Origin of the sequence: Nocardia sputorum, from assembly GCF_027924405.1 — a bacterium.
Lineage (GTDB): Bacteria > Actinomycetota > Actinomycetes > Mycobacteriales > Mycobacteriaceae > Nocardia > Nocardia sputorum.
The window spans coordinates 4,762,728-4,782,612 of sequence record NZ_AP026978.1; the positions used below are offsets into that span (position 1 = coordinate 4,762,728).

A 19,885-nucleotide genomic window follows, 5' to 3' on the forward strand; every position below is an offset into this window, starting at 1 on the left:
CACTCACTAATGGTCCTCCTCACCGATTCGGTGCACATGGATCAGGTTGGTGGAACCGACGGTACCGGGCGGCGACCCGGCCACGATGACCACCAGGTCACCCTTCTGGTATCGGTCCATCGACAGAAGTGCTACATCCACCTGGTGGATCATCGCGTCGGTGCTGTCCACGGTCGGCACGATGAAGGTCTCGGTGCCCCAGGTCAGCGCCAGCTGGCTGCGCACCTCCGGCAGCGGGGTGAACGCCAGCAGCGGCAGTGGCGTGTGCAGCCGGGCCAGGCGGCGCACCGTGTCGCCCGACTGGGTGAACGCGACCAGCGCCTTCGCGTTGAGCCGCTCGCCGATGTCGCGGGCGGCGTAGGAGATCACGCCGCGCTTGGTGCGCGGCACGTGAGTCAGCGGCGGCACCCGGGTCGACTCGGTCTCCACCGCGTGCACGATGCGCGCCATCGTGCGCACCGTCTCGATCGGATACTTGCCCACCGAGGTCTCGCCCGACAGCATCACCGCGTCGGCGCCGTCGAGCACCGCGTTCGCGACGTCCGATGCCTCGGCGCGGGTGGGACGGGAGTTGTCGATCATCGACTCCAGCATCTGCGTGGCGACGATGACCGGCTTGGCGTTCTCGCGGGCCATCTGGATGGCGCGCTTCTGCACGATCGGCACCTGCTCGAGCGGCAGCTCGACACCGAGGTCGCCGCGCGCGACCATCACCGCGTCGAAGGCCAGGACCACGGCCTCGAGGTTGTCGATCGCCTCCGGCTTCTCCAGCTTGCCGATCACCGGCACCCGGCGGCCCACCCGGTCCATCACGTCGTGCACCAGCTCGACGTCGGACGGGGACCGCACGAACGACAGGGCGATGAAGTCCACGCCGAGCTTCAGCGCGAACTCCAGGTCCTCGATGTCCTTCTCCGACAGGGCGGGAACCGACACATCCATGCCGGGCAGCGACACGCCTTTGTTGTTGGAGACCGGACCGCCCTCGGTCACCCGGCAGACCACGTCGTTGCCTTCGACACGGGTGACGATCAGGCCGACCTTGCCGTCGTCGACCAGGAGCCGATCGCCCGGCTTGGCGTCCTTGGCCAGTTCCTTGTAGGTGGTGGACACGCGGTCGTGGGTCCCGTCGATGTCGTCGACGGTGATGCGGACCTCTTCACCCGTCGCCCAGACGGTTCTGCCTTCCAGGAAGCGGCCGAGGCGGATCTTGGGACCCTGCAGGTCGGCGAGAATGCCGACAGCCCGGCCGAGGTGGTCGGAAGCCTGACGCACCTTCTTGTAGTTCTCGGCATGGTCGGAGTGCTCGCCGTGGCTGAAGTTCAGCCGAGCCACGTCCATACCGCTCTCGACGAGTTCGCGGATACGGTCCTCGGTGGCAGTGGCCGGCCCGAGCGTGCACACAATCTTCGTCCGTCGCATCACGAGTAGAGCCTAGTCCCGCTCGGTGTGCAGGTCCCGCCGTGGCCACGGTGAATCCTTGGTGAAAAAAATGAACGACAGCTCCATTGCAGGTACAAACGGGTAGTCATCGGGCGACATGACGGGCCAACCTCGTTTCCAGCCGGGTCTGCCCGAATCCGAGGATCAGGCAGATCACCCAGTAATACAGCGCCGCTACTCCGTAGAGCGCGAAGAAGTCGAACGTGGGAGCGGCCGCGAGCTGGGCGACGCGCAGCAGCTCGGTCACCAGGATGGTGGAGGCCAGCGAGGTGTCCTTCACCAAGGAGATCAGCGTGTTGGACAGCGGCGGCACCGCGATCCGCGCGGCCTGCGGCAGGATGACCAGCCGTAGCATCATCGGGTACGACATGCCGAGTGCCTGCGCCGCCTCCCACTGCCCCGTCGCGACGCTGAGAATCGCCGCGCGCACCACTTCGGCCGCGTATCCGCCGACATTGAGACTGAACGCGATCACCGCGGCGGGGAACGGGTCGATCACGATGCCGAATTGCGGCAGCGCGTAGAACACGATGAACAGCTGCACCAGCAAGGGCGTGCCGCGAATGATCGAGATGTAGAAGCGGGCGGCCGCGGACACCGGCCACACCGGCGACATCCTGGCCAGCGCGACGAACAGCGCGAGCACCAGGCCGATGGCGAAGCTGATCGCGGTGAGCGGAAGAGTCTTGGTCACGGTGGCCTGCAGCATCGGCCACAGGTTGTGCCAGATGAGGTCCCGGGTGGCGGCGTCCATCGACGATGCGGCTACTGGCTGACGTCGGTGCCGAAGTATTTCTCGGAGATCTTCGCCAAGGTGCCGTCGGCGCGCAGCTGGTTCAGCGCGTTGTCCACGTCGGTGATCAGCGCGTCGCCCTTGCGCGCGGCGAACGCCTGCTTGCTCACCGATCCGGTGCGGGCGGCGATCTTCACTCCGGTGTCGCCGGTCTTCTTGGTGTACTCCGCGACGGCGAGGTTGTCGTTGACGGTGGCGTCCACGCGGCCGTTCTTCAACAGCTGGATGGCCTGCACGAAGCCCTCCACCGCTTCGACTTTCGCGCCCGCGTCGGTGGCGACCTTGCTCCAGTTGCTGGTGGCCGACTGCGCACAGGTCTTCCCGTTGAGATCGGCGAGGCCGGTGACGGCGTTGTTGTCGGCCCGGGTGACGATCACACCCGCCGACGTGGTGTAGGGCGCCGACAGCGCGTATTTCGCCGTGCGCTCGTCGTTCACGGTCACCTGGTTGGCCACCAGGTCGAAGCGCTTGGACTCCAGCCCCGCGAAGATGGCGTCCCACGGCGTCTGCACGAACTCGACCCGCTTGCCCAGTTTGTCGCCGACCGCCTGGATCACCTCGACGTCGTAGCCGGTGAGTTTGCCGTCGGAGCCCTGGAAGCTGAACGGCGCGTAAGTGCCCTCGGTGCCGACCTTCAACACGTTCGGGTCGCTGTCGCCGCACGCGCTCAGCCCGGTGGCGGCGACGACGGCGAGCATGGCGGCGGCGAACAATCCACGACGCACGGGATCCCTCTCTTCGGTGCGTGGAGCTCCACACACGGCACACGAATCCGGTCATGCTACGCCCGTACCTCCGCAAGCGACAGTATCGCGATCATGGTGCGCCGAAGGGTTGGGCTCGAGGTCCGGCCCGCGACGGCATGGAGGCGGGCACGCGCCGTGCCCGCCTCCGGGTACTGCCGATACCGCCTCAGTCGCGCAGCGGGCGGCCGTTGCTGTCGGGCACCTTGCCGGTGAGCATCAGGATTCCGTCGACGATGCCCCAGATCCAGCCGACGGTGAAGCAGGTGAGCACGCTCACCACCAACTGGGCGATGCCCAGACCGGTGTATCCGAGGTAGAAACGGCCGACCCCGAAACTGCCGAGGAAGATCTGCAGCAGGCCCGCGACCAGTTTCTGCTTGTCCGACAGCGGCGCACCGAAGGGGTCGCGGCCCCAGGGCGCCTCCGGGTCGTTCGGGTTGTAGCCCTGCGGGACGCCCGGATACGGCGCGGGCGGGTAGCCGCCCGGCTGCTGACCGTAGGCGTCGACGGGCTGGCCGTACTGCGGCTGACCGTAGGGATCCGACGGCGGGCTGTACTGCGGCTGGCTCTGCGCGTCCAGTGGCTTGGTCAGGTCAGGGCCGGTGCCGGGCGGGCCGTACTGCGGGCCCCCGGCGCTCGGATTCTGCTGATAAGGGTCGGTCACTCATGTCCTCCTCATTAGTGCGGGCACCCTCTTGTCGGCCCCCGGCCTTACTGGACCGCCGAACCGCGCTCGCGACGATCGGGAGCCATTGTCACCGGGATCGACCGGCTTGTCGCCCCCGGAGGGTTCGGTCCTACGCGTGGTTATCGCCGCCGATCGCTCGATCGTTGCCCCCCGATGAGGATTCGCTGCCGACCCGACACATCACGGGGCGGGCCGAGTCCGCTCGCGCACCCGGCCCGCCCCGGACGATCAGTTCTTGTCCGAAGCCGTCTTTTCCGAATCCGCCGGTTCCGAGTCGGTTCCGGAGGGCTCGACCGTAGGCCCGGCGGTCTCATTCTCTCGTTGTCCTTCTATCGCATGGGATTCGGCCTCCGGTGCACTCTCCGCCCCATCGGCAGCGGTCCCGGTCTCGGGTCCGGCTGCCTGCGAGGGCTTCTCGGCCGGGGCCGCCCCGGCGGCACGCAGCGCGCGGAACTGCCACGGCCACGGCCGCGGGCTCCCGCCGGGTCGCAACTGCTCGGGCGTCTCGCGGCCTTTCGTCGCGAACAGGAAGTAGGCGATCGCGCAGAGGAACACGACGGCGGAGGTGAACGAATTGATCCGGATGCCCGCGATCTTCGTCGCCTCGTCGGCGCGCATCAGTTCGATGAAGAACCGTCCGAAGCAGTAGCCGGCGACGTACAACGCGAACAGGCGCCCGTGGCCGATCCGGAAACGCTTGTCCACGTACACCAGCAGCACGACGACGAGCAGGTTCCACAGCAGCTCGTACAGGAACGTGGGGTGCACGACCTTCTCCACCACACCGGTGGAGACGCCGTTCATCATGTCGAGCCGGCCGTCGTCGCCCACCCGCCGGTAGATCTCCAGACCCCACGGCAGGTCGGTCTCGCGCCCGTACAGCTCCTGGTTGAAATAGTTGCCGATTCTGCCGATGGCCTGCGCCAGCAGGATCGGCGGCGCGACGGCGTCGCCCAAGGGGGGCAACGGGATCTTGTACACCCGGCAGCCGATCCACGCCCCGACGCCGCCGAGGAGAACCGCGCCCCAGATCCCGAGTCCACCTTGGTAGATCTTCAGCGCGTCGACGGGATCGCCGTCCGCGCCGAAGTATTTCTGCCAGTCGGTGGCCACGTGATAGAGCCTGCCGCCGACCAGGCCGAACGGCACCGCGAACATCGCGACGTCCAGGATGGCGCCGGGCTGCCCGCCGCGGGCGCGCCAACGCCGTTCGCCCCACCAGATCGCGACGATGATGCCGAGGATGATGCACAGGGCATACGCCCGCAGCGGGAACGGCCCGAGCTGCCAGACGCCGCGCGCGGGGCTGGGGAGATAGGCCAGCACGGCGCCGCTGACGCCGCCGTCGGCCAGGACACTGTCTGCGAGGACTCGTAACGTCACGGGGCCACCGTAGCGGAGATGCCCGCCCGCCTCGCCACCACCGCACCGCCCTGGTCGTGGGCGGGCTCGCACACACGGCGCCGAGCGGCTGATCCGGGGTCACTGTGGCGACGGACCGGCCGGTAACGGCGACCGCCGATGCGCAGCAGCCCGTGCCCGGTCACAGGACCGGCGCGAGCGGTTAGGACGCGACGGTCGCCGACCGCACGCCCTCGGCGAGTTCCGCCGTGAGCGCCCGTACCGCGTCCAGTCCCTGCCCCGCCGCGCTCACCAGCGCCGAGCCGACGATGACGCCGTCGGCGTAGGACGCGATCTCGGCGGCCTGCGCCCCGGAGCGAACGCCGAGCCCGACGCCGATCGGGATGTCGGAATGCGCCCGGATTCGCGCGCACAACGCGGGCGCGGCCGAGGACACCATGTCCCGCGCTCCGGTGACGCCCATGGTCGAGGCCGCGTAGACGAAGCCGCGGCTGGCCTCCAGCGTCTTCACCAGGCGCTCCTCGGTGGACGACGGCGCGACCAGGAAGATGCGATCCAGATTGTGCGTGGACGAGGCGACGAACCAGTCGTCGGCCTCCTCCGGAATCAGGTTCGGAGTGATGATGCCCGAGCCGCCCGCGGCGGCCAGGTCCCGCGCGAAGCGATCCACGCCGTACTTGAGCACGGGGTTCCAGTAGCTCATCACGACGGCCTGGCCTCCGGCGCCGGTGATCGCCTCGACGACCGAGAACACGTCGCGCACCCGCACGCCGCCGCGCAGCGCCTGTTCGGCGGCGGCCTGAATGGTGGGGCCGTCCATCACGGGATCGGAGTAGGCGACGCCGACCTCGATGATGTCGCATCCGGCGTCGACCATGGCGCGCACGACCTCGATCGAGCCGGCCAGATCGGGGTAGCCCGCGGGCAGGTAGCCGATCAGCGCCGCGCGGCCCTCGGCGCGGCAGGCGGCGAAGGTGTTCGCCAAGCGGGACTGCTGGCTCACCGGCCCTGCTCCTTCGGCTCGTCGAACAGCCCGAACCACCGCGCTGCCGTGTCCATGTCCTTGTCACCCCGGCCCGAGAGGTTCACCAGGATGATCGCGCCCGGCCCGAGTTCCTTGCCCAATTGCAGCGCGCCCGCCACCGCGTGCGCCGACTCGATCGCCGGGATGATGCCCTCGCTGCGGCTCAGCAGCAGCAGCGCGTCCATCGCCTCGGTGTCGGTGATCGGCCGGTACTCGGCGCGGCCGACGTCCTTGAGATAGGCGTGCTCCGGGCCGACTCCCGGGTAGTCCAGGCCCGCCGAGATCGAGTGCGATTCGATGGTCTGGCCGTCCTCGTCCTGCAGCAGGTACGAGTAGGCGCCCTGGAACGCGCCCGGCGTCCCGCCGGTGAACGTGGCGGCGTGCCTGCCGGTGTCGACGCCGTCACCGGCCGCCTCGTAGCCGATCAGCCGGACGTCGGCGTCGTCGAGGAACGCGTGGAAGATGCCGATGGCGTTGGATCCGCCGCCGACGCACGCGACCACCGCGTCGGGCAGCCGGCCGGTGGCGGCCTGGACCTGGGCGCGGGCCTCCATGCCGATGATGCGCTGGAAATCCCGCACCAGCATCGGGAACGGGTGCGGGCCCGCCGCGGTGCCGAAGCAGTAGTAGGTGTCGTCGGCGTTGGTCACCCAGTCGCGCAGCGCCTCGTTGATGGCGTCCTTGAGCGTCTGGGAACCGGAGGTCACCGAGATCACCTCGGCGCCGAGCAGGCGCATGCGCGCCACGTTCAGCGCCTGGCGCGCGGTGTCGACCGCGCCCATGTAGACGACGCAGTCCAGGCCGAGCAGCGCGCACGCGGTCGCCGTGGCGACGCCGTGCTGGCCCGCGCCGGTCTCCGCGATCACCCGGTTCTTGCCCATCCGCTTGGCCAGCAGCGCCTGGCCGAGCACATTGTTGATCTTGTGTGAGCCGGTGTGGTTCAGGTCCTCGCGCTTGAGCAGGATGCGGGCGCCGCCCGCGTGCTCGGCCAGGCGCGTGCACTCGAACACCGGCGATGGGCGCCCGGTGTAGTCGCGCTGCAACCGGTCGAGCTCGTTGAGGAACGACTCGTCGAGCCGGGACTTCTCGTACTCGGCGGTGACCTCCTCGATGACCGCCATCAGCGCCTCGGGGACGTGCCTGCCGCCGTAGACGCCGAAGTGCCCGCCCACGTCCGGCTCGTGGCCGCTGCGCTGGGCGACGCCGTCGCTGGCCTGGGGTACCGCTGTCACGCCGGTCACCGGCCCCGCCGCGCCGGCTTCGGGCAGGACGGGTGGGTGCCCGCGGTCACCAGCTCGGAGACCGCCGCGCGCGGGTCGCCACTGGTCACCAGTCCCTCGCCGACGAGCACGGCGTCCGCGCCCGCGCCCGCGTAGGCCAGCAGGTCGGCGGTGCCGCGGATGCCGGACTCGGCGATCCGGATGACCTCGGTGGGCAGGCCGGGCGCGATTCGCGCGAACACGTCGCGGTCGACCTCGAGCGTCTTGAGGTTGCGGGCGTTCACGCCGATCACCGACGCGCCCGCCTCCAGCGCGCGGTCGGCCTCCTCCTCGGTGTGCACCTCGACCAGCGCGGTCATGCCCAGCGACTCGGTGCGGTCGATCAGCGAGGACAGCACGTCCTGCTCCAGCGCCGCCACGATCAGCAGGATGACGTCCGCGCCGTGCGCGCGCGCCTCGTGGATCTGGTACGGGCCGACGACGAAGTCCTTGCGCAGGATCGGGATGTTCACCGTGGCGCGGACCGCGTCCAGGTCGTCCAGCGACCCGTTGAAGCGGCGGCCCTCGGTGAGCACGCTGATGATCCGCGCGCCACCGTCCTCGTAGGACTTGGCCAGGCTCGCCGGGTCCGGGATGTCCGCGAGTTCGCCCTTGGACGGGCTTGCTCGCTTGACCTCGGCGATCACGCCGATGCCGTCCTCGAGCAGCGCCGCGCGGGCGTCCAGCGGCGCCGGCGCCGCCGCGGCGGCCGCCTTGACCGCCTGGAAGTCGAGAAGGGCTTCCCGAGCGGCCACATCCGCGCGGACCCCGTCGAGAATCGAGTCGAGTACCGTCATCTGGCTCGAATCCTTTCTGGGGAGACGGACTTGCTACCTGAGAATCCCCCCAGGCGCTGTCTCACCGATGCTGACAAAGAATAAATGGACCTACCGGGCGCGTATGCGCCGGGGCTCGGGTTGAACCACGCGGAAGGGCTCCGCGCAAGGTGGCACCCGCCACACCCGCCGCGCGGGGACAGCTCAGCGGCCACGTCGGCCCGCCTCGCCGTGATCCGGGTCCGCCGGCGGTTCGTGCCCGGCCGCGGGTTCGTCGGTCGGGTCCGTGCCCGCGTCCAGGGCGTCCCACAGCACGCGCTCGGACAGCTGCGGAGCGGACGGGTCGTCCGCGCGCCGCTGCGTGACTTCCGCCGAGGCGGCGGCGCGCCGGAACACCGGGTTGTCGTACTTGCCGGACAGCCGCGCCGACTCGGCGGGCATGCGGGCCAGCAGCGCGCCCGCGCCGAACGCGGCGATCGCGCCGAGCAGCGCGAGCACGGCCGGGAACGCCGACGTGGTCGCCGTCTCGACCTGGGCGCGCGCCGGGAGTTCGGCAAGCGTCGCGGCACGTTCGGCCGTCTTGCCGGAATGGGTCAGCAGCGCGAAGGCGGGTACCGCGGCCACCGCCGCGACCAACGCGATGAGCACGCCGACCACGCGGCGCAACCAGCCCTTCGTGGCCAGCACCGCCGCGATCGACGCGAGCAGCACCAGCGCCAGCGGGGTGAGCGCGCCGAACCAGACACCGCCGTCGAGGTGATCGGTGCGGGGCTGGGTGAGCCCGTCCGAGGAGGTGATAGTCACCCAGGTCATCCGGGACGACGCCCACAGCGCGGCGGCTGCGACGGCGAGCAACGCGACCGGCGCCACCGGGTAGTTGCGGCGCGGCTCGTTTCCGTCGCCCGCCTCCGCGTGCGTCGCGGAGTTCTCCGCCGCCGGCGCGTTCGCCTCCGGGACCGGTTCCCGCGCCCGGCCCGATTCGTCTTCGGGATGGGCAGCCGTCATAGCGACCCGCCGTCCGCCGTACCCGGTTCCGCGCCGTAGGCGCGCACCGTTTCGGCTGCCGCCACCGCCTTCAGCACCGCCATCGCCTTGTTGCGCGATTCCACGTCCTCGTACTCCGGATCCGAGTCCGCGACGACGCCCGCGCCCGCCTGCACGTAGGCTGTGCCGTCCTTCAGCAGCGCGGTGCGGATGGCGATCGCGGTATCGGCGTCACCGGCGAAATCCAGGTACCCGACGACGCCGCCGTAGATGCCGCGCCGGGTCGGCTCGAGCTCCTCGATCAATTCCATCGCGCGCACCTTGGGCGCACCGGACAACGTGCCCGCCGGGAAGCAGGCGCGCACCGCGTCCAGCGCGATGCGGCCGGGCGCCAACCGGCCCGACACCGTCGACACCAGGTGCATGACATGGCTGTAGCGCTCGATATGCCGGTACTCGGTGACCCGCACGCTGCCCGGCTCGCACACCCGGCCCAGGTCGTTGCGGCCGAGGTCGACGAGCATGAGGTGCTCGGCGTTCTCCTTCTCGTCGGCGAGCAGGCCCTTCTCCAGCAGCAGGTCCTCCTCCTCGGTGCCGCCGCGCCAGCGGGTCCCCGCGATCGGATGGGTCGTCGCCACACCGTCTTTCACGGTGACCAGCGCTTCCGGGCTGGAGCCGACGATGGAGAACGCGGTGCCGCCCGCGCCGTCCGGGATGTGCAGCAGATACATGTACGGGCTCGGATTGGACGCGCGCAGCATCCGGTACAGGTCGATCGGCGCCCCGTCGTAGTCCATCTCGAAACGCTGCGACAGCACCACCTGGAACGCCTCGCCCGCCTCGATCTCCTTGACCAGGCGGCGCACGCCAGCGCCGAACTCCTCGGTGGTGCGCCGGCGCCGGTACCGCGGCTCGGGCCGGTCGAACACCGACACGGTGGAATCCGCGGGCGCGCCGAGCGCGGCGGTCATCCGGTCCAGCCGGGCCACCGCGTCGTCGTAGGCCTCGTCGACCCGCTCGGCGGTGCCGTTCCAGTTGACCGCGTTGGCGATCAGCGTGATCGCCCCTTCGTGATGGTCGAACGCGGCCAGGTCGGTGGCCAGCAGCAACACCATCTCCGGCAGGTGCAAGTCGTCGACCGCCAGGCTGGGCAACCGCTCCATCCGGCGCACCGCGTCGTAGCCGAGGTATCCGACCATGCCGCCGGTCAGCGGCGGCAGCCCGGGCAGGCGCTCGGTGCGCAGCAACTCCAGCGTCTCGTGCAGGGCCAGCAGCGGGTCACCGCCGGAGGGCGCGTCGGCCGGGACGCTGCCCAGCCAGGCCGCCTCGCCGTCCACGACGGTCAGCGCCGAGGGGCTCCCGGCGCCGATGAACGACCAGCGCGACCACGACCGGCCGTTCTCCGCGGACTCGAACAGGAACGTGCCCGCCCGGTCCGCCGCGAGTTTGCGGTAGGCCGACAGCGGAGTCTCGGAGTCCGCCAAGACCTTTCGGATCACCGGGACCACCCGGTGCTCCGCGGCCAGCTGATGGAACTGTTCGCGGGTCGTGGTGGTGGGAGTGGACGCGCCTGGCATGCACTCATCATCCCAGGCCGGGCAGGGCGGCCGGTGAGCGGTGCCGATGTCGCGACGCCGGAGGCGACAAACCCGACAAATCAGGTCGACCGTCCGGTTCCCACGCGGCCGCCGGAGGTGTGGCGCCGCTCACTACACTCGCGGCGTTCCACGTCGCATGCGGTATCCATCTCGAGAGGAGACAACTGATGTACCCCTCGCCATCGGTAGCGCCCGAGGGTCCTCGGCACGTCCCGAACCACAGCGTCCCGCACCGCCACGCTCCACGGACGGCGGGCACGAGCGATCCGGTCCGCCATCACGGCGCTCCCGGCAATGCGCTCGCCTCCTTCGTCACCTACGTCAAAGCACTGGAGTCCCTGGACAAAAACCGTTTCCCCGACGAGTACGCCGTCCACAGCGACCGCATCAAAGAGCTGAGGCCGTTCCTGCGCGCCCACGGCATCCTCGATGTGATGGCGATCAAGAATCCTGAGGTGGCGGCGCTCATCGGCGCGTAGCCGCCCGCGCACCCCGGCTCGTGCCCGCCCACCGACGCGGCGATCGCATCCCAGGCGGCGCATCGACGGGCACGAGCGACAGGTTCCCGCCTCGGGAACGCGACACCACGATTCGACCAAGCGCCCGGTAGTGTTCCCGGGTATGCAGCAAGGACAGCTCGCCCCCGATTTCGAGCTTCCCGATCAGTCCGGCACCCCCCGTTCGCTCGGCGCGCTGCTGGCGGACGGCCCACTGGTCCTCTTCTTCTATCCCGCGGCCAATACGCCCGTGTGCACGGCCGAGGCCTGCCACTTCCGTGACCTCGCCGCCGAATTCGCCGCCCTCGGCGCCACCTGCGTCGGCATCAGCACCGACAAGGTCGGCACCCAGGCCGGCTTCGCCGAGAAGCAGCGCCTCGGCTATCCCTTGCTGTCCGACGCCGACGGCGCGGTCGCCGCGCAGTTCGGGGTGAAGCGCGGACTGCTGGGCAAACTCGCGCCGGTGAAGCGGCAAACGTTCGTCATCGATACCGACCGCACCATCCGCAAGATCATCACCGGCGAATTGCGCGCCGCCGTGCATGCGGACGAAGCCCTGAACTACCTGCGTAGCCGGTAGCCCGCGCGCCGCAGCCGGTTTCCGCCGACGGGGCGGCCTAGGCTGGAACCATGACTCCGACCGACGTTCAGCCGGGCGAGCGCAAACCAGCGGCAGCCGTCTGGCGCACACGGATAATCGGCGGCGCCGTCCTCGTCGCGGTCCTGGTCGTCTGCTACGTCATCCTGTCCGCGTTCATCCCGCGCTGGTGGGCGCAGCGGGTCGGGTCGATGGTGCACGGAAGCTTCGCCAAGGGCATCGGCTGGGGTCTGTTCTTCGGCGGATTCTGCACCGTCGTCGCACTTTTCCTGCTCCTGTTCGCCGTGCTGGTGTGGCGGCGAAAGGCGGGCAAGTTCCTGGCCGGGGCGGCCGCGATCGTCGCGATCCTGTTCGCGATCCCCAACTTGATGACGCTGACCATCGTGCTCGGCAACAGCAGCGCCGCCCACGCGGGCGAGCGGATCCTCGATGTCGACGCGCCCGCGTTCCGGGGCGCCGCGCTCACCGGCGCCGTGATCGCGACGGCGCTGTTCCTCCTCGCCGTCGCGCTGTTGCTTCTGCGCAGGTGGCGGCGCACACACCCGGCTACTCCGAAGACCGAGGACACGCCGGCGCGGGACGTGTGAGTGAAAACACGCCACGCAGCATCTTTATGACGGTCGAGCGAAGTCGTGGCAAACTCGATGTCGCGGGTGACTGTGCACAGGCTTTTCGACAATCACTAGGACAACGAACAAGACCACGTCACTTGGCTTGAAAGAAGGCACACAGTGACGAAGTGGCTCGACCCGGTCGAACAACGCGCGTGGCGGGCGATCGTGGCGTTGATGACGCGGCTGCCGGGGGCTCTGGATACCCAGCTGCAGCGCGAGTCCGGCGTGACGCATTTCGAGTACTGGGTACTGACCCTGTTGTCGGAGGAACCGGGCCACCGACTGCAGATGAGTGAGCTCGCCCACAAGGCAAATGCATCGTTATCGCGGCTGTCGCACGTGGTCTCCAAGCTGGAGCGCATGGGGTGGGCGCAGCGCTCCGCCACGGCGGGGCGGCGCGGCGTGCACGCCGTGCTCACCGACGAGGGCTACCTGAAGGTCGTCGAAGCCGCCCCCGGATATTTGGAGGCGGTGCGTCACTTGGTCTTCGACGGCTTGGACGATGCGCAGAAAGCCCAGGTCGCCGACCTCGGCGAGCTGCTGGCCGAGCGGCTCGCCGACACGCTCGACCAACGCGGCGGACTCGCCCCGGCCAGTCGGGACGACCACCCGAACGGCGGCTAGCCTGCCGCCGGTTCAGGAGCCCGCGGCCAGGAGCACGTCCGAATCGAAGCAGGTGTGCGTGCCGGTGTGGCAGGCCGCGCCCTCTTGATCGACCACCAGCAGGATCGTGTCGCCGTCGCAGTCGAGCCGCACTTCGTGCACGTACTGGGTGTGGCCGGAGGTCTCCCCCTTGACCCAGTACTGCTGCCTGGAGCGCGAATAGTACGTCGCCTTGCGGGTTTCCAGCGTGCGCGCCAGCGCCTCGTCGTCCATCCACGCGACCATCAGCACGTCACCGGTGGCGCGTTCCTGCGCGACGGCCGACACCAGCCCGGCATCGTTGCGCTTGAGACGGGCGGAGATTGCGGGATCGAGACTCATAGCACCGTTATAACAGGGCCGTCCGCGGCCGACGTGCGCGGTCAGCCCACGCGGGAACGCTGGAGTTCACCCAGCACCGCCCAGGTGCGCCGCTGGTCGTCCGGGGTGGTCAGATCGGTCTGCGCGAACACCACCTCCGTCGCGCCCGCCGCGAAGTACTCCGCGACGCGGGCCGCGATCAGTTCCTCGTCACCGATCACCACCAGCTCCGCCGCCCGGGACGCGCCGGACAGCTCGATCACCCGGGCATAGGACGGGATGTCGTCGTAGAACGCCGTCTGGGCCGCGGCGGCCGCACGGGCGGCGTCGACGTCGGCGGTGACCACGCCGGGGACCAGGACGGTGATCCGCGGCGCGGGGCGACCGGCCCGCTCGGCAGCCGCGGTGACGGGTGCGACGATGTGCTCCTCCAGCGCCTTGGGGCCGACCAGGTAGGGCAGGGTGCCGTCGGCCAGCTCACCGGTGACGCGCAGGGCCTGCGGGCCCATGGCAGCCACCAGGATCGGCGCGGGCGGACGCGCCCCGGCCACCGCGGCGGGCAACGGCGCCGCGGCGGTGAGCGTCTCGCCGTGGAAATCCACCGTGCCGGTGTGCAGCACGGTGCGCAACGCGGTGAGGAACTCGCGCAGCCGGGTGATGGGCCGGTCGAAGGATCCACCGAACACCGGTTCGGCGAGGAATCTCGCGCCGAGGCCGAGCCCGAGGGTGAACCGGCCTCCGGTGGCCGCCTGCGCGGTCTGCGCCTGACTGGCGATCAGCAGCGGATGACGGGCGGTGATCGGCACCGCGGAGGTGCCGACCGTCAGTCCGGGCACGGCACGGCCGACGATTCCCGCCAGCGCGATGGCGTCGTAGCTCAGCCGCTGACCCAACCACACCGACGAGACTCCGGCGGCGGCCGCCGCCGCACCCAGCGCCACCGCCGTGTCCACGGCGTTGCCGGTGGCGTCGATGGCGGACGGCGGCAGAACGATTCCGATGGTCATGCCCGATGCAACCGCACGGGGACCACCCGCCTTCCGGCGCGGCGGATTTCCGCCGATCGCTACCGGATGACGATCTTCTCCGCCCGCATCGACTCCTTGACTCGGCCGATGGTGAGGTCGCCGAAGTGGAAGACGCTGGCCGCGAGCACCGCGTCGGCGCCCGCGTGCACGGCCGGGGCGAAGTGCTCGACCGCGCCCGCGCCCCCGCTGGCGATCACCGGCACCGTGACCGCCGCCCGCACCGCGCGAATCATCGGCAGGTCGAAACCGGCCTTGGTGCCGTCGGCGTCCATCGAATTGAGCAGGATCTCGCCCACTCCGAGCTCGGCCCCGCGCACCGCCCACTCCACGGCATCGATGCCGGTGCCGCGTTTACCGCCGTGCGTGGTCACCTCCCAGCCGGAAGGCGTGTCCGGCTGCCCTTCCGGCACGGTGCGCGCGTCCACCGACAGCACGATGCACTGCGAGCCGAATCGCTCGGACATCTCGCGCAGCACCTCGGGCCGCGCGATCGCCGCGGTGTTCACCGAGACCTTGTCCGCGCCCGCGCGCAGCAGGCGGTCCACGTCCTCGACCGTGCGCACCCCGCCACCGACGGTGAGCGGGATGAAGATCTGCTCGGCGGTGCGGGTCACCACGTCGATCATGGTGCCGCGGTCGCCGGTGGAGGCGGTCACGTCGAGGAAGGTCAGCTCGTCGGCGCCCTGCGCGTCGTAGAGGGCGGCCAGTTCGACCGGATCGCCCGCGTCGCGCAGATTCTCGAAGTTGACGCCCTTGACCACGCGTCCCGCGTCGACGTCCAGACACGGGATCACCCGTACGGCCAACGTCATTGCCTCACCCTTTCTCCGCGGCCGCCGGGTCGGCCACCGTGCAGATCATGTCGAGCAGTTCCTCGTGCACGCCGGGCGCGGCCGCGAGCACGGAGCCGGAGGTGATGGTCCACGGCCGGCCCACCAGGTCGGTGACCACCCCGCCCGCCGCCCGCACCAGGGCGACGCCCGCCGCGTTGTCCCAGGGATGGTGCCCGAACACGATCGCGCCGCCGAGCACGCCGGAGGCGGTGAACGCCAGATCGATGCCGGTCGAGCCGTGCATGCGCACCCGGGAGGACAGCCTGCTCAGCGGGCCGAGCAGGTCGAAGCGGAACTGTCCGGGGATGCGGCCGTGCGAGTCCACGTTGAACGCGCCGAAACCGATCATGGCCTCGGCGAGCCTGCCGCGCGGCAACGGCGGCAGCGGCCGCCCGTCCAGCAGCACCGGACCGCCCGCCATGGCGGCGTAGCGGCGGCCGAGCAGCGGCAGCCAGGTCAGTCCCAGCACCGGTTCCCCGTCGCGGACCAAAGCGAGCAGCATGCCCGACAGCGGATGACCGGAGGAGTAGTTGAACGTGCCGTCGATCGGGTCCAGCACCCAGGCGGTGCCGGAGGTGAGCTGCGGTCCGCCGAATTCCTCGCCGTGCACCTCGATGCCGGTGCGCCGCAGCAACTCGGCGGACACGGTGCGCTCCAGCTCCAGGTCGAGTTCCGTGGCGAAATCGTTGCGGCCCTTCTCGACCGCGCTCGGCGCGCCGATGCCCTCGGCGAACCGCGAGCGCACCGAGTCCAGGACCTCGCTCGCCTCGGCGAGCAGTCGTGACAGCTCCTGGGTCATCTCACCGCGGCCAGCGCCTCGGGCAGGGTGAACCGGCCCGCGTAGAGCGCCTTGCCGACGATCGACCCTTCGACGCCGTCCGGCACCAGTTCGGCGATCGCGACCAGGTCCGCGATGGTGGAGACGCCGCCGGAGGCGATGACCGGGGCGTCGGTGGCCGCGCACACCTCGCGCAGCAGGTCCAGGTTCGGGCCGGTGAGCGTGCCGTCCTTGGTCACGTCGGTTACCACGTAGCGCGAGCAGCCGTCCCGTTCCAGGCGCTCGAGCACCTCCCACAGGTCGCCGCCGTCGCTGACCCAGCCGCGGCCGCGCAGCCGGTGCTCGCCGTCGACGATGCGCACGTCCAGGCCGACGGCGATGCGCTCGCCGTGCCGGGCGATGGCCTTCGCGCACCAGACCGGGTCCTCCAGCGCGGCGGTGCCGAGGTTGACCCGGGCGCAGCCGGTCGCCAGGGCGGCCTCGAGGCTCTCGTCGTCGCGGATGCCGCCGGACAGTTCCACTTTGACGTCGAGTTCGCCGACGACGCCCGCGAGCAGTTCCCGGTTCGAGCCGCGCCCGAAGGCCGCGTCCAGATCGACCAGGTGCACCCATTCCGCGCCGGCTTCCTGCCACGCCAGGGCCGCCTCGCGCGGCGAGCCGTAGCTGGTCTCGCTCCCGGCTTCTCCTTGCACGAGGCGCACGGCCTCTCCGTTGGCGACATCGACGGCGGGTAGCAGCACAAGACTCACGAGAGCAGCCTAGTGGTTACCCGGCCGCGTCCGGGCGCTGGGCCTGCGCGGATGCGACCTCGATCACCGCGGCGAACCGGCCGCGTGGGCGTCCAGGATGCGGGTGAGCAGCGTGACCAGGGTGTGCCGATCCCGTTCGGAGAAGCCGGGGAGCAGTTCGTCCTGGGCGGCCGTCAGTCGCTCGTCGAGGTCGTCCAGGTGGCGGGCGCCTGCCGCGGTGAGGGTGACGATGTTGCGGCGGCGATCGGCGGGATCGGGGCTGCGCTCGACGAACCCCCGCTCGGCCAGGTCGTTCACCGCGGCGACGATGTCGCTGCGGTCGATGCGGGTGCGCCTGCCCAGCTCGGCCTGACTGGCCGGACCGAATTCCGCGAGCGTGGCCAGCAGCGCGTAATGGTGACGACGGGAGCCGGTGGGCTCCAGCGCCCGCTCGCTGGCCCGGTTCGCCACGAGAGCGACCTGATTGACCAGCCTGGTCGGCAGGGCCCGGAGCCGTTCGGCGGCGCCCGCGTGCGGGATGTCCATGCGGTCACAGTACCAAAACTTGTTGGCGCTACCCACAATCTGTTACGTTGGCCTTACCAACGTTGGACTCGCCAACGTTTTACCGAAAGGTATGTCGATGCGCACGCTCCGCCTCGTTCTCCCCCTGCTGACCCTGCCGCTGGCCGCGCTCACCGCCGCCTGCGCCGCGACCACCGCGACCCCGGCCGCCGAAGTGCGCGAGCTGCTGGACCGCAGGCAGATCACCGACTTGGTCGACCGTCTCGGGCGCGCCTTGGACGAGGGCCGTTTCGACGACCTGCGGACGATCTACACCCCCGACGCGACCGCAAAGACGCCCGGCGGCACGGCGGAGGGCCGCGCGGCGCTGATCGCGCAGGCGAGCCGGAACCACGGCGCCGACCTGCGCATTCAGCACGTCATCGGCAACGTGCTAATCGACCTGCGCGGCGATGCGGCCGACGTCCGGGCCAACCTGATCGCCACCTTCGCATCCGCCTCCACCGACGGGACGATTCCACAACCGCGGTACACCCTCGGCGAGGTGTATCGCTTCGACGCGGTCCGGACCACGGAAGGCTGGCGCCTGTCCCGGGTGGAGACCACCCCGATCTGGTCCACCGGCACGCGTCCGTGATCAGCGCGTGGCGAGCGCGCGGCGGTAGCAGGCCAGGGCGGCGAGCACCGCGCACACCGCCGTCGCCGCGGCCGCGGTGATCCCCAGACCCTGACCGACCTGGAACTCCGTCGCCGCGCGTTCGATCTCGGCGAGCGTGTGCGCATGGCGGTCGTCGAACAGAATTCGGGTGACGCGGGCGGTATCGTCTCCGCTCGGCGATCACCCCCGGTCGCCGCTTCCCTTCGCACCGAGGAAGTGCATGTCACGATCCACACTGGCTGCCGCCCTGTCGCTTTCGGCAGCCGCCTGCTCCGCGGCGTTCGTCGCCGCACCCGCCGCCACCGCCGCGCCGCCGGAGGAGGCACGCCTGGCGGGCTGCGAATTCGGTTACGCCGCGGCGACTTACGACTACGCGCGGTTCGGCGAGCACGCCCGCCGGATGCTCGACCTCAGCACCGGAGAGTTCCGGGCGGAGTTCGAGAGCTTCCGCGCCAACATCCAGTCGAGCGCGGAGGCCGCGCACATCCGCGCCGAGGCCAATTCGGCCGACTGCCGCATCGTCTCCGGCGACGACCGCCGGGCCGAGGTGGACGTCGACGTGGTGCGGACGGTGACCAGCGACGAAACCGACGGTCTTCCGCAGACCAGCCGCATGGCGATGACCGTGACCGTGGACAACGCCGACGGACGCTGGCTGGTCAGCGAGGTCCGTAAGCACTGACCGGGCGGGCGGTCCCGCGCCCGATGCGCGGGACCGGCCCTACAGCGAGTTCACCCAGTTGCGCAGCAGGTGGGCGCCCGCGTCACCGGATTTCTCCGGGTGGAACTGGGTCGCCGACAGCGCGCCGTTCTCCACCGCCGCCAGGAACGGCACCCCGTGCTCGGACCACGTCAGTTTGGGCGAGGCGAAATGCTCGCTGGGCGGCAGATCCCAGGTCTGCGCGGCATAGGAGTGCACGAAGTAGAAGCGGGTGTCCGCGTCCAGCCCCGCGAACAGGACGCTGTCGGACGGGGCGGACACGGTGTTCCACCCCATGTGCGGCAGCACCGGCGCGGACAGCCGTTCCACCGTGCCGGGCCATTCGGCGCACCCATCGGTCTCCTCGCCGAATTCGACGCCCCGCTCGAACAGGATCTGCATGCCGACGCAGATGCCGAGCACCGGCCGGCCGCCCGCGAGCCGCTGACCGATCAGGCGCTCGCCCCGCACGCCGCGCAGTCCCGCCATGCACGCGGCGAACGCGCCGACACCGGGGACGACCAGGCCGTCGGCGGCCAGCACGGCCTCCGGGTCGGCGGTCACCTCGACCTGCGCGCCCGCCCGGGCCAGCGCCCGTTCGGCGGAGTGCAGGTTGCCGGAGCCGTAGTCGAGCAGAGCCACCGATTTCGCGCTCACAGCGTCCCCTTCGTCGACGGGACCCCGCTCACCCGGGGGTCGAGTTCCACCGCGGCCCGCAGCGCCCGCGCCACCGCCTTGAATTCGGCCTCGGTGACGTGGTGCTGATCGCGTCCGTAGAGCACCCGCACGTGCAGGGCGATGCGCGCGTTGAGCGCGATCGACTCGAACACGTGGCGGTTGAGCACGGTGGAGTACGGCGCGCCGGGACCGGAACCGGGAATCACCGTGTGCACCAAGTGGTCCGGCTCGCCGGTGTGCACGCAGTAGGGGCGGCCGGACACGTCGACGGCGGCGTGGGCCAGCGTCTCGTCCATCGGGATGTAGGCATCACCGAACCGGCGGATCCCCGCTTTGTCGCCCAGCGCCTTGCCCAGCGCCTGCCCGAACACGATCGCGGTGTCCTCCACCGTGTGATGCGCCTCGATCTCGATGTCGCCCTCCGCGCGCACCGTCAGATCGAAGCTCGCGTGCGCGCCCAGCGCGGTCAGCATGTGGTCGTAGAACGGCACGCCGGTGGCGATCTCGGTCTTGCCGGTGCCGTCCAGATCCAGCTCGACGACGATGCTGGATTCCTTGGTGACCCGCTCCACCCGGGCGGTCCTACTCATGCTCACGTCCAATCGGATCGGC

24 protein-coding genes are annotated in these 19,885 nt (G+C 70.4%); 6 read left to right on the forward strand and 18 right to left on the reverse strand.

Going from position 1 to position 19,885, the window contains the following annotated elements; genetic code table 11:
- Positions 1 to 6: 6 nt before the first annotated feature.
- The 10 genes from pyk to QMG86_RS21510 form a co-directional block, all read right to left on the reverse strand.
- The gene (gene pyk / locus QMG86_RS21465) at positions 7 to 1,425 is read right to left on the reverse strand and encodes a pyruvate kinase (protein WP_281874446.1); all 1,419 of its coding nucleotides are present in this window, start codon (positions 1,423 to 1,425) and stop codon (positions 7 to 9) included.
- A 103-nt stretch (positions 1,426 to 1,528) separates the two neighbouring features.
- Positions 1,529 to 2,197, reverse strand: a complete 669-nt coding sequence (locus tag QMG86_RS21470; protein WP_281874448.1) for an amino acid ABC transporter permease — start codon at positions 2,195 to 2,197, stop codon at positions 1,529 to 1,531.
- An 11-nt stretch (positions 2,198 to 2,208) separates the two neighbouring features.
- The gene (locus QMG86_RS21475; RefSeq protein WP_350356470.1) at positions 2,209 to 2,934 is read right to left on the reverse strand and encodes an amino acid ABC transporter substrate-binding protein; all 726 of its coding nucleotides are present in this window, start codon (positions 2,932 to 2,934) and stop codon (positions 2,209 to 2,211) included.
- A 214-nt stretch (positions 2,935 to 3,148) separates the two neighbouring features.
- Complete coding sequence (locus tag QMG86_RS21480) at positions 3,149 to 3,646, reverse strand: TM2 domain-containing protein (protein ID WP_281874452.1); 498 nt, start codon at positions 3,644 to 3,646, stop codon at positions 3,149 to 3,151.
- 252 nt (positions 3,647 to 3,898) lie between these two features.
- Positions 3,899 to 5,053, reverse strand: a complete 1,155-nt coding sequence (gene lgt, locus QMG86_RS21485) for a prolipoprotein diacylglyceryl transferase (RefSeq protein ID WP_281874454.1) — start codon at positions 5,051 to 5,053, stop codon at positions 3,899 to 3,901.
- Positions 5,054 to 5,234: 181 nt separating this feature from the next.
- The gene (gene trpA / locus QMG86_RS21490; protein WP_281874456.1) at positions 5,235 to 6,035 is read right to left on the reverse strand and encodes a tryptophan synthase subunit alpha; all 801 of its coding nucleotides are present in this window, start codon (positions 6,033 to 6,035) and stop codon (positions 5,235 to 5,237) included.
- Entirely contained in the window at positions 6,032 to 7,288 is a 1,257-nt protein-coding gene (gene trpB, locus QMG86_RS21495) for a tryptophan synthase subunit beta (RefSeq protein WP_434085520.1), read from the reverse strand. The genes trpA and trpB overlap by 4 nt, the downstream gene beginning before the upstream one ends.
- Positions 7,289 to 7,293: 5 nt before the next feature.
- Complete coding sequence (gene trpC / locus QMG86_RS21500; RefSeq protein ID WP_062970871.1) at positions 7,294 to 8,112, reverse strand: indole-3-glycerol phosphate synthase TrpC; 819 nt, start codon at positions 8,110 to 8,112, stop codon at positions 7,294 to 7,296.
- A gap of 183 nt (positions 8,113 to 8,295) precedes the next feature.
- The gene (locus tag QMG86_RS21505; RefSeq protein WP_281874460.1) at positions 8,296 to 9,096 is read right to left on the reverse strand and encodes a TIGR02234 family membrane protein; all 801 of its coding nucleotides are present in this window, start codon (positions 9,094 to 9,096) and stop codon (positions 8,296 to 8,298) included.
- Positions 9,093 to 10,652, reverse strand: coding sequence for an anthranilate synthase component I (locus QMG86_RS21510; RefSeq protein WP_281874462.1), 1,560 nt, complete (start codon positions 10,650 to 10,652; stop codon positions 9,093 to 9,095). Before QMG86_RS21510 ends, QMG86_RS21505 begins: the two co-directional genes overlap by 4 nt.
- A 188-nt stretch (positions 10,653 to 10,840) precedes the next feature.
- Between QMG86_RS21510 and QMG86_RS21515 the strand changes: the two genes are divergently transcribed.
- The 4 genes from QMG86_RS21515 (at position 10,841) to QMG86_RS21530 (ending at position 13,006) form a co-directional block, all read left to right on the forward strand.
- Positions 10,841 to 11,152, forward strand: coding sequence for a hypothetical protein (locus QMG86_RS21515; protein WP_281874464.1), 312 nt, complete (start codon positions 10,841 to 10,843; stop codon positions 11,150 to 11,152).
- Positions 11,153 to 11,294: 142 nt separating this feature from the next.
- Positions 11,295 to 11,750: a peroxiredoxin gene (locus QMG86_RS21520; protein ID WP_281874465.1), complete on the forward strand. Its 456-nt coding sequence runs from the start codon at positions 11,295 to 11,297 to the stop codon at positions 11,748 to 11,750.
- Between the two features lie 50 nt (positions 11,751 to 11,800).
- Positions 11,801 to 12,355, forward strand: a complete 555-nt coding sequence (locus QMG86_RS21525) for a permease (protein ID WP_281874467.1) — start codon at positions 11,801 to 11,803, stop codon at positions 12,353 to 12,355.
- 201 nt (positions 12,356 to 12,556) lie between these two features.
- Positions 12,557 to 13,006: a MarR family winged helix-turn-helix transcriptional regulator gene (locus QMG86_RS21530; RefSeq protein ID WP_281881061.1), complete on the forward strand. Its 450-nt coding sequence runs from the start codon at positions 12,557 to 12,559 to the stop codon at positions 13,004 to 13,006.
- A gap of 12 nt (positions 13,007 to 13,018) precedes the next feature.
- On the opposite strand, the gene hisI is transcribed toward QMG86_RS21530, so the two are convergent.
- From hisI to QMG86_RS21560, 6 genes are all read right to left on the reverse strand, one after another.
- On the reverse strand, positions 13,019 to 13,366 hold the full coding sequence (gene hisI, locus QMG86_RS21535; RefSeq protein WP_281874469.1) for a phosphoribosyl-AMP cyclohydrolase: 348 nt from the start codon (positions 13,364 to 13,366) through the stop codon (positions 13,019 to 13,021).
- 41 nt (positions 13,367 to 13,407) lie between these two features.
- Positions 13,408 to 14,352, reverse strand: a complete 945-nt coding sequence (locus QMG86_RS21540; RefSeq protein ID WP_281874470.1) for a TIGR03564 family F420-dependent LLM class oxidoreductase — start codon at positions 14,350 to 14,352, stop codon at positions 13,408 to 13,410.
- Positions 14,353 to 14,411: 59 nt separating this feature from the next.
- On the reverse strand, positions 14,412 to 15,185 hold the full coding sequence (gene hisF, locus QMG86_RS21545) for an imidazole glycerol phosphate synthase subunit HisF (RefSeq protein WP_281874471.1): 774 nt from the start codon (positions 15,183 to 15,185) through the stop codon (positions 14,412 to 14,414).
- A 4-nt stretch (positions 15,186 to 15,189) separates the two neighbouring features.
- Positions 15,190 to 16,005: an inositol monophosphatase family protein gene (locus QMG86_RS21550; RefSeq protein ID WP_281874473.1), complete on the reverse strand. Its 816-nt coding sequence runs from the start codon at positions 16,003 to 16,005 to the stop codon at positions 15,190 to 15,192.
- A complete protein-coding gene (gene priA, locus QMG86_RS21555; protein WP_063022395.1) occupies positions 16,002 to 16,733 on the reverse strand; it encodes a bifunctional 1-(5-phosphoribosyl)-5-((5-phosphoribosylamino)methylideneamino)imidazole-4-carboxamide isomerase/phosphoribosylanthranilate isomerase PriA in 732 nt (243 codons plus the stop codon). Before priA ends, QMG86_RS21550 begins: the two co-directional genes overlap by 4 nt.
- A gap of 63 nt (positions 16,734 to 16,796) precedes the next feature.
- Positions 16,797 to 17,258, reverse strand: coding sequence for a MarR family winged helix-turn-helix transcriptional regulator (locus tag QMG86_RS21560; RefSeq protein WP_281874474.1), 462 nt, complete (start codon positions 17,256 to 17,258; stop codon positions 16,797 to 16,799).
- A gap of 97 nt (positions 17,259 to 17,355) precedes the next feature.
- On the opposite strand from QMG86_RS21560, the gene QMG86_RS21565 reads away from it, so the two are divergent.
- Positions 17,356 to 17,874, forward strand: a complete 519-nt coding sequence (locus QMG86_RS21565; protein ID WP_281874475.1) for a nuclear transport factor 2 family protein — start codon at positions 17,356 to 17,358, stop codon at positions 17,872 to 17,874.
- A gap of 241 nt (positions 17,875 to 18,115) precedes the next feature.
- Positions 18,116 to 18,577: an Rv1363c family protein gene (locus QMG86_RS21570; RefSeq protein ID WP_281874477.1), complete on the forward strand. Its 462-nt coding sequence runs from the start codon at positions 18,116 to 18,118 to the stop codon at positions 18,575 to 18,577.
- A 39-nt stretch (positions 18,578 to 18,616) separates the two neighbouring features.
- Here QMG86_RS21570 and hisH read toward each other — a convergent pair whose 3' ends face one another.
- Both hisH and hisB read right to left on the reverse strand, forming a co-directional pair.
- Positions 18,617 to 19,252 (reverse strand): imidazole glycerol phosphate synthase subunit HisH, encoded by a 636-nt coding sequence (gene hisH, locus QMG86_RS21575; protein WP_281874479.1) that lies wholly within the window; start codon positions 19,250 to 19,252, stop codon positions 18,617 to 18,619.
- Complete coding sequence (gene hisB / locus QMG86_RS21580; RefSeq protein ID WP_281874481.1) at positions 19,249 to 19,863, reverse strand: imidazoleglycerol-phosphate dehydratase HisB; 615 nt, start codon at positions 19,861 to 19,863, stop codon at positions 19,249 to 19,251. Before hisB ends, hisH begins: the two co-directional genes overlap by 4 nt.
- Positions 19,864 to 19,885 lie beyond the last annotated feature (22 nt).

What these genes read in the sequence shown, in the direction of transcription:
- QMG86_RS21470 (WP_281874448.1), bottom strand. Translation starts at nt 2,197, where the DNA reads ATGGACGCCGCCACCCGGGACCTCATCTGGCACAACCTGTGGCCGATG.
- QMG86_RS21475 (WP_350356470.1), bottom strand. Translation starts at nt 2,934, where the DNA reads ATGCTCGCCGTCGTCGCCGCCACCGGGCTGAGCGCGTGCGGCGACAGC.
- trpC (WP_062970871.1), bottom strand. Translation starts at nt 8,112, where the DNA reads ATGACGGTACTCGACTCGATTCTCGACGGGGTCCGCGCGGATGTGGCC.
- QMG86_RS21505 (WP_281874460.1), bottom strand. Translation starts at nt 9,096, where the DNA reads ATGACGGCTGCCCATCCCGAAGACGAATCGGGCCGGGCGCGGGAACCG.
- QMG86_RS21510 (WP_281874462.1), bottom strand. Translation starts at nt 10,652, where the DNA reads ATGCCAGGCGCGTCCACTCCCACCACCACGACCCGCGAACAGTTCCAT.
- QMG86_RS21515 (WP_281874464.1), top strand. Translation starts at nt 10,841, where the DNA reads ATGTACCCCTCGCCATCGGTAGCGCCCGAGGGTCCTCGGCACGTCCCG.
- QMG86_RS21520 (WP_281874465.1), top strand. Translation starts at nt 11,295, where the DNA reads ATGCAGCAAGGACAGCTCGCCCCCGATTTCGAGCTTCCCGATCAGTCC.
- QMG86_RS21525 (WP_281874467.1), top strand. Translation starts at nt 11,801, where the DNA reads ATGACTCCGACCGACGTTCAGCCGGGCGAGCGCAAACCAGCGGCAGCC.
- QMG86_RS21530 (WP_281881061.1), top strand. Translation starts at nt 12,557, where the DNA reads ATGACGCGGCTGCCGGGGGCTCTGGATACCCAGCTGCAGCGCGAGTCC.
- hisI (WP_281874469.1), bottom strand. Translation starts at nt 13,366, where the DNA reads ATGAGTCTCGATCCCGCAATCTCCGCCCGTCTCAAGCGCAACGATGCC.
- QMG86_RS21540 (WP_281874470.1), bottom strand. Translation starts at nt 14,352, where the DNA reads ATGACCATCGGAATCGTTCTGCCGCCGTCCGCCATCGACGCCACCGGC.
- hisF (WP_281874471.1), bottom strand. Translation starts at nt 15,185, where the DNA reads ATGACGTTGGCCGTACGGGTGATCCCGTGTCTGGACGTCGACGCGGGA.
- QMG86_RS21550 (WP_281874473.1), bottom strand. Translation starts at nt 16,005, where the DNA reads ATGACCCAGGAGCTGTCACGACTGCTCGCCGAGGCGAGCGAGGTCCTG.
- QMG86_RS21560 (WP_281874474.1), bottom strand. Translation starts at nt 17,258, where the DNA reads ATGGACATCCCGCACGCGGGCGCCGCCGAACGGCTCCGGGCCCTGCCG.
- QMG86_RS21565 (WP_281874475.1), top strand. Translation starts at nt 17,356, where the DNA reads ATGCGCACGCTCCGCCTCGTTCTCCCCCTGCTGACCCTGCCGCTGGCC.
- QMG86_RS21570 (WP_281874477.1), top strand. Translation starts at nt 18,116, where the DNA reads ATGTCACGATCCACACTGGCTGCCGCCCTGTCGCTTTCGGCAGCCGCC.
- hisB (WP_281874481.1), bottom strand. Translation starts at nt 19,863, where the DNA reads ATGAGTAGGACCGCCCGGGTGGAGCGGGTCACCAAGGAATCCAGCATC.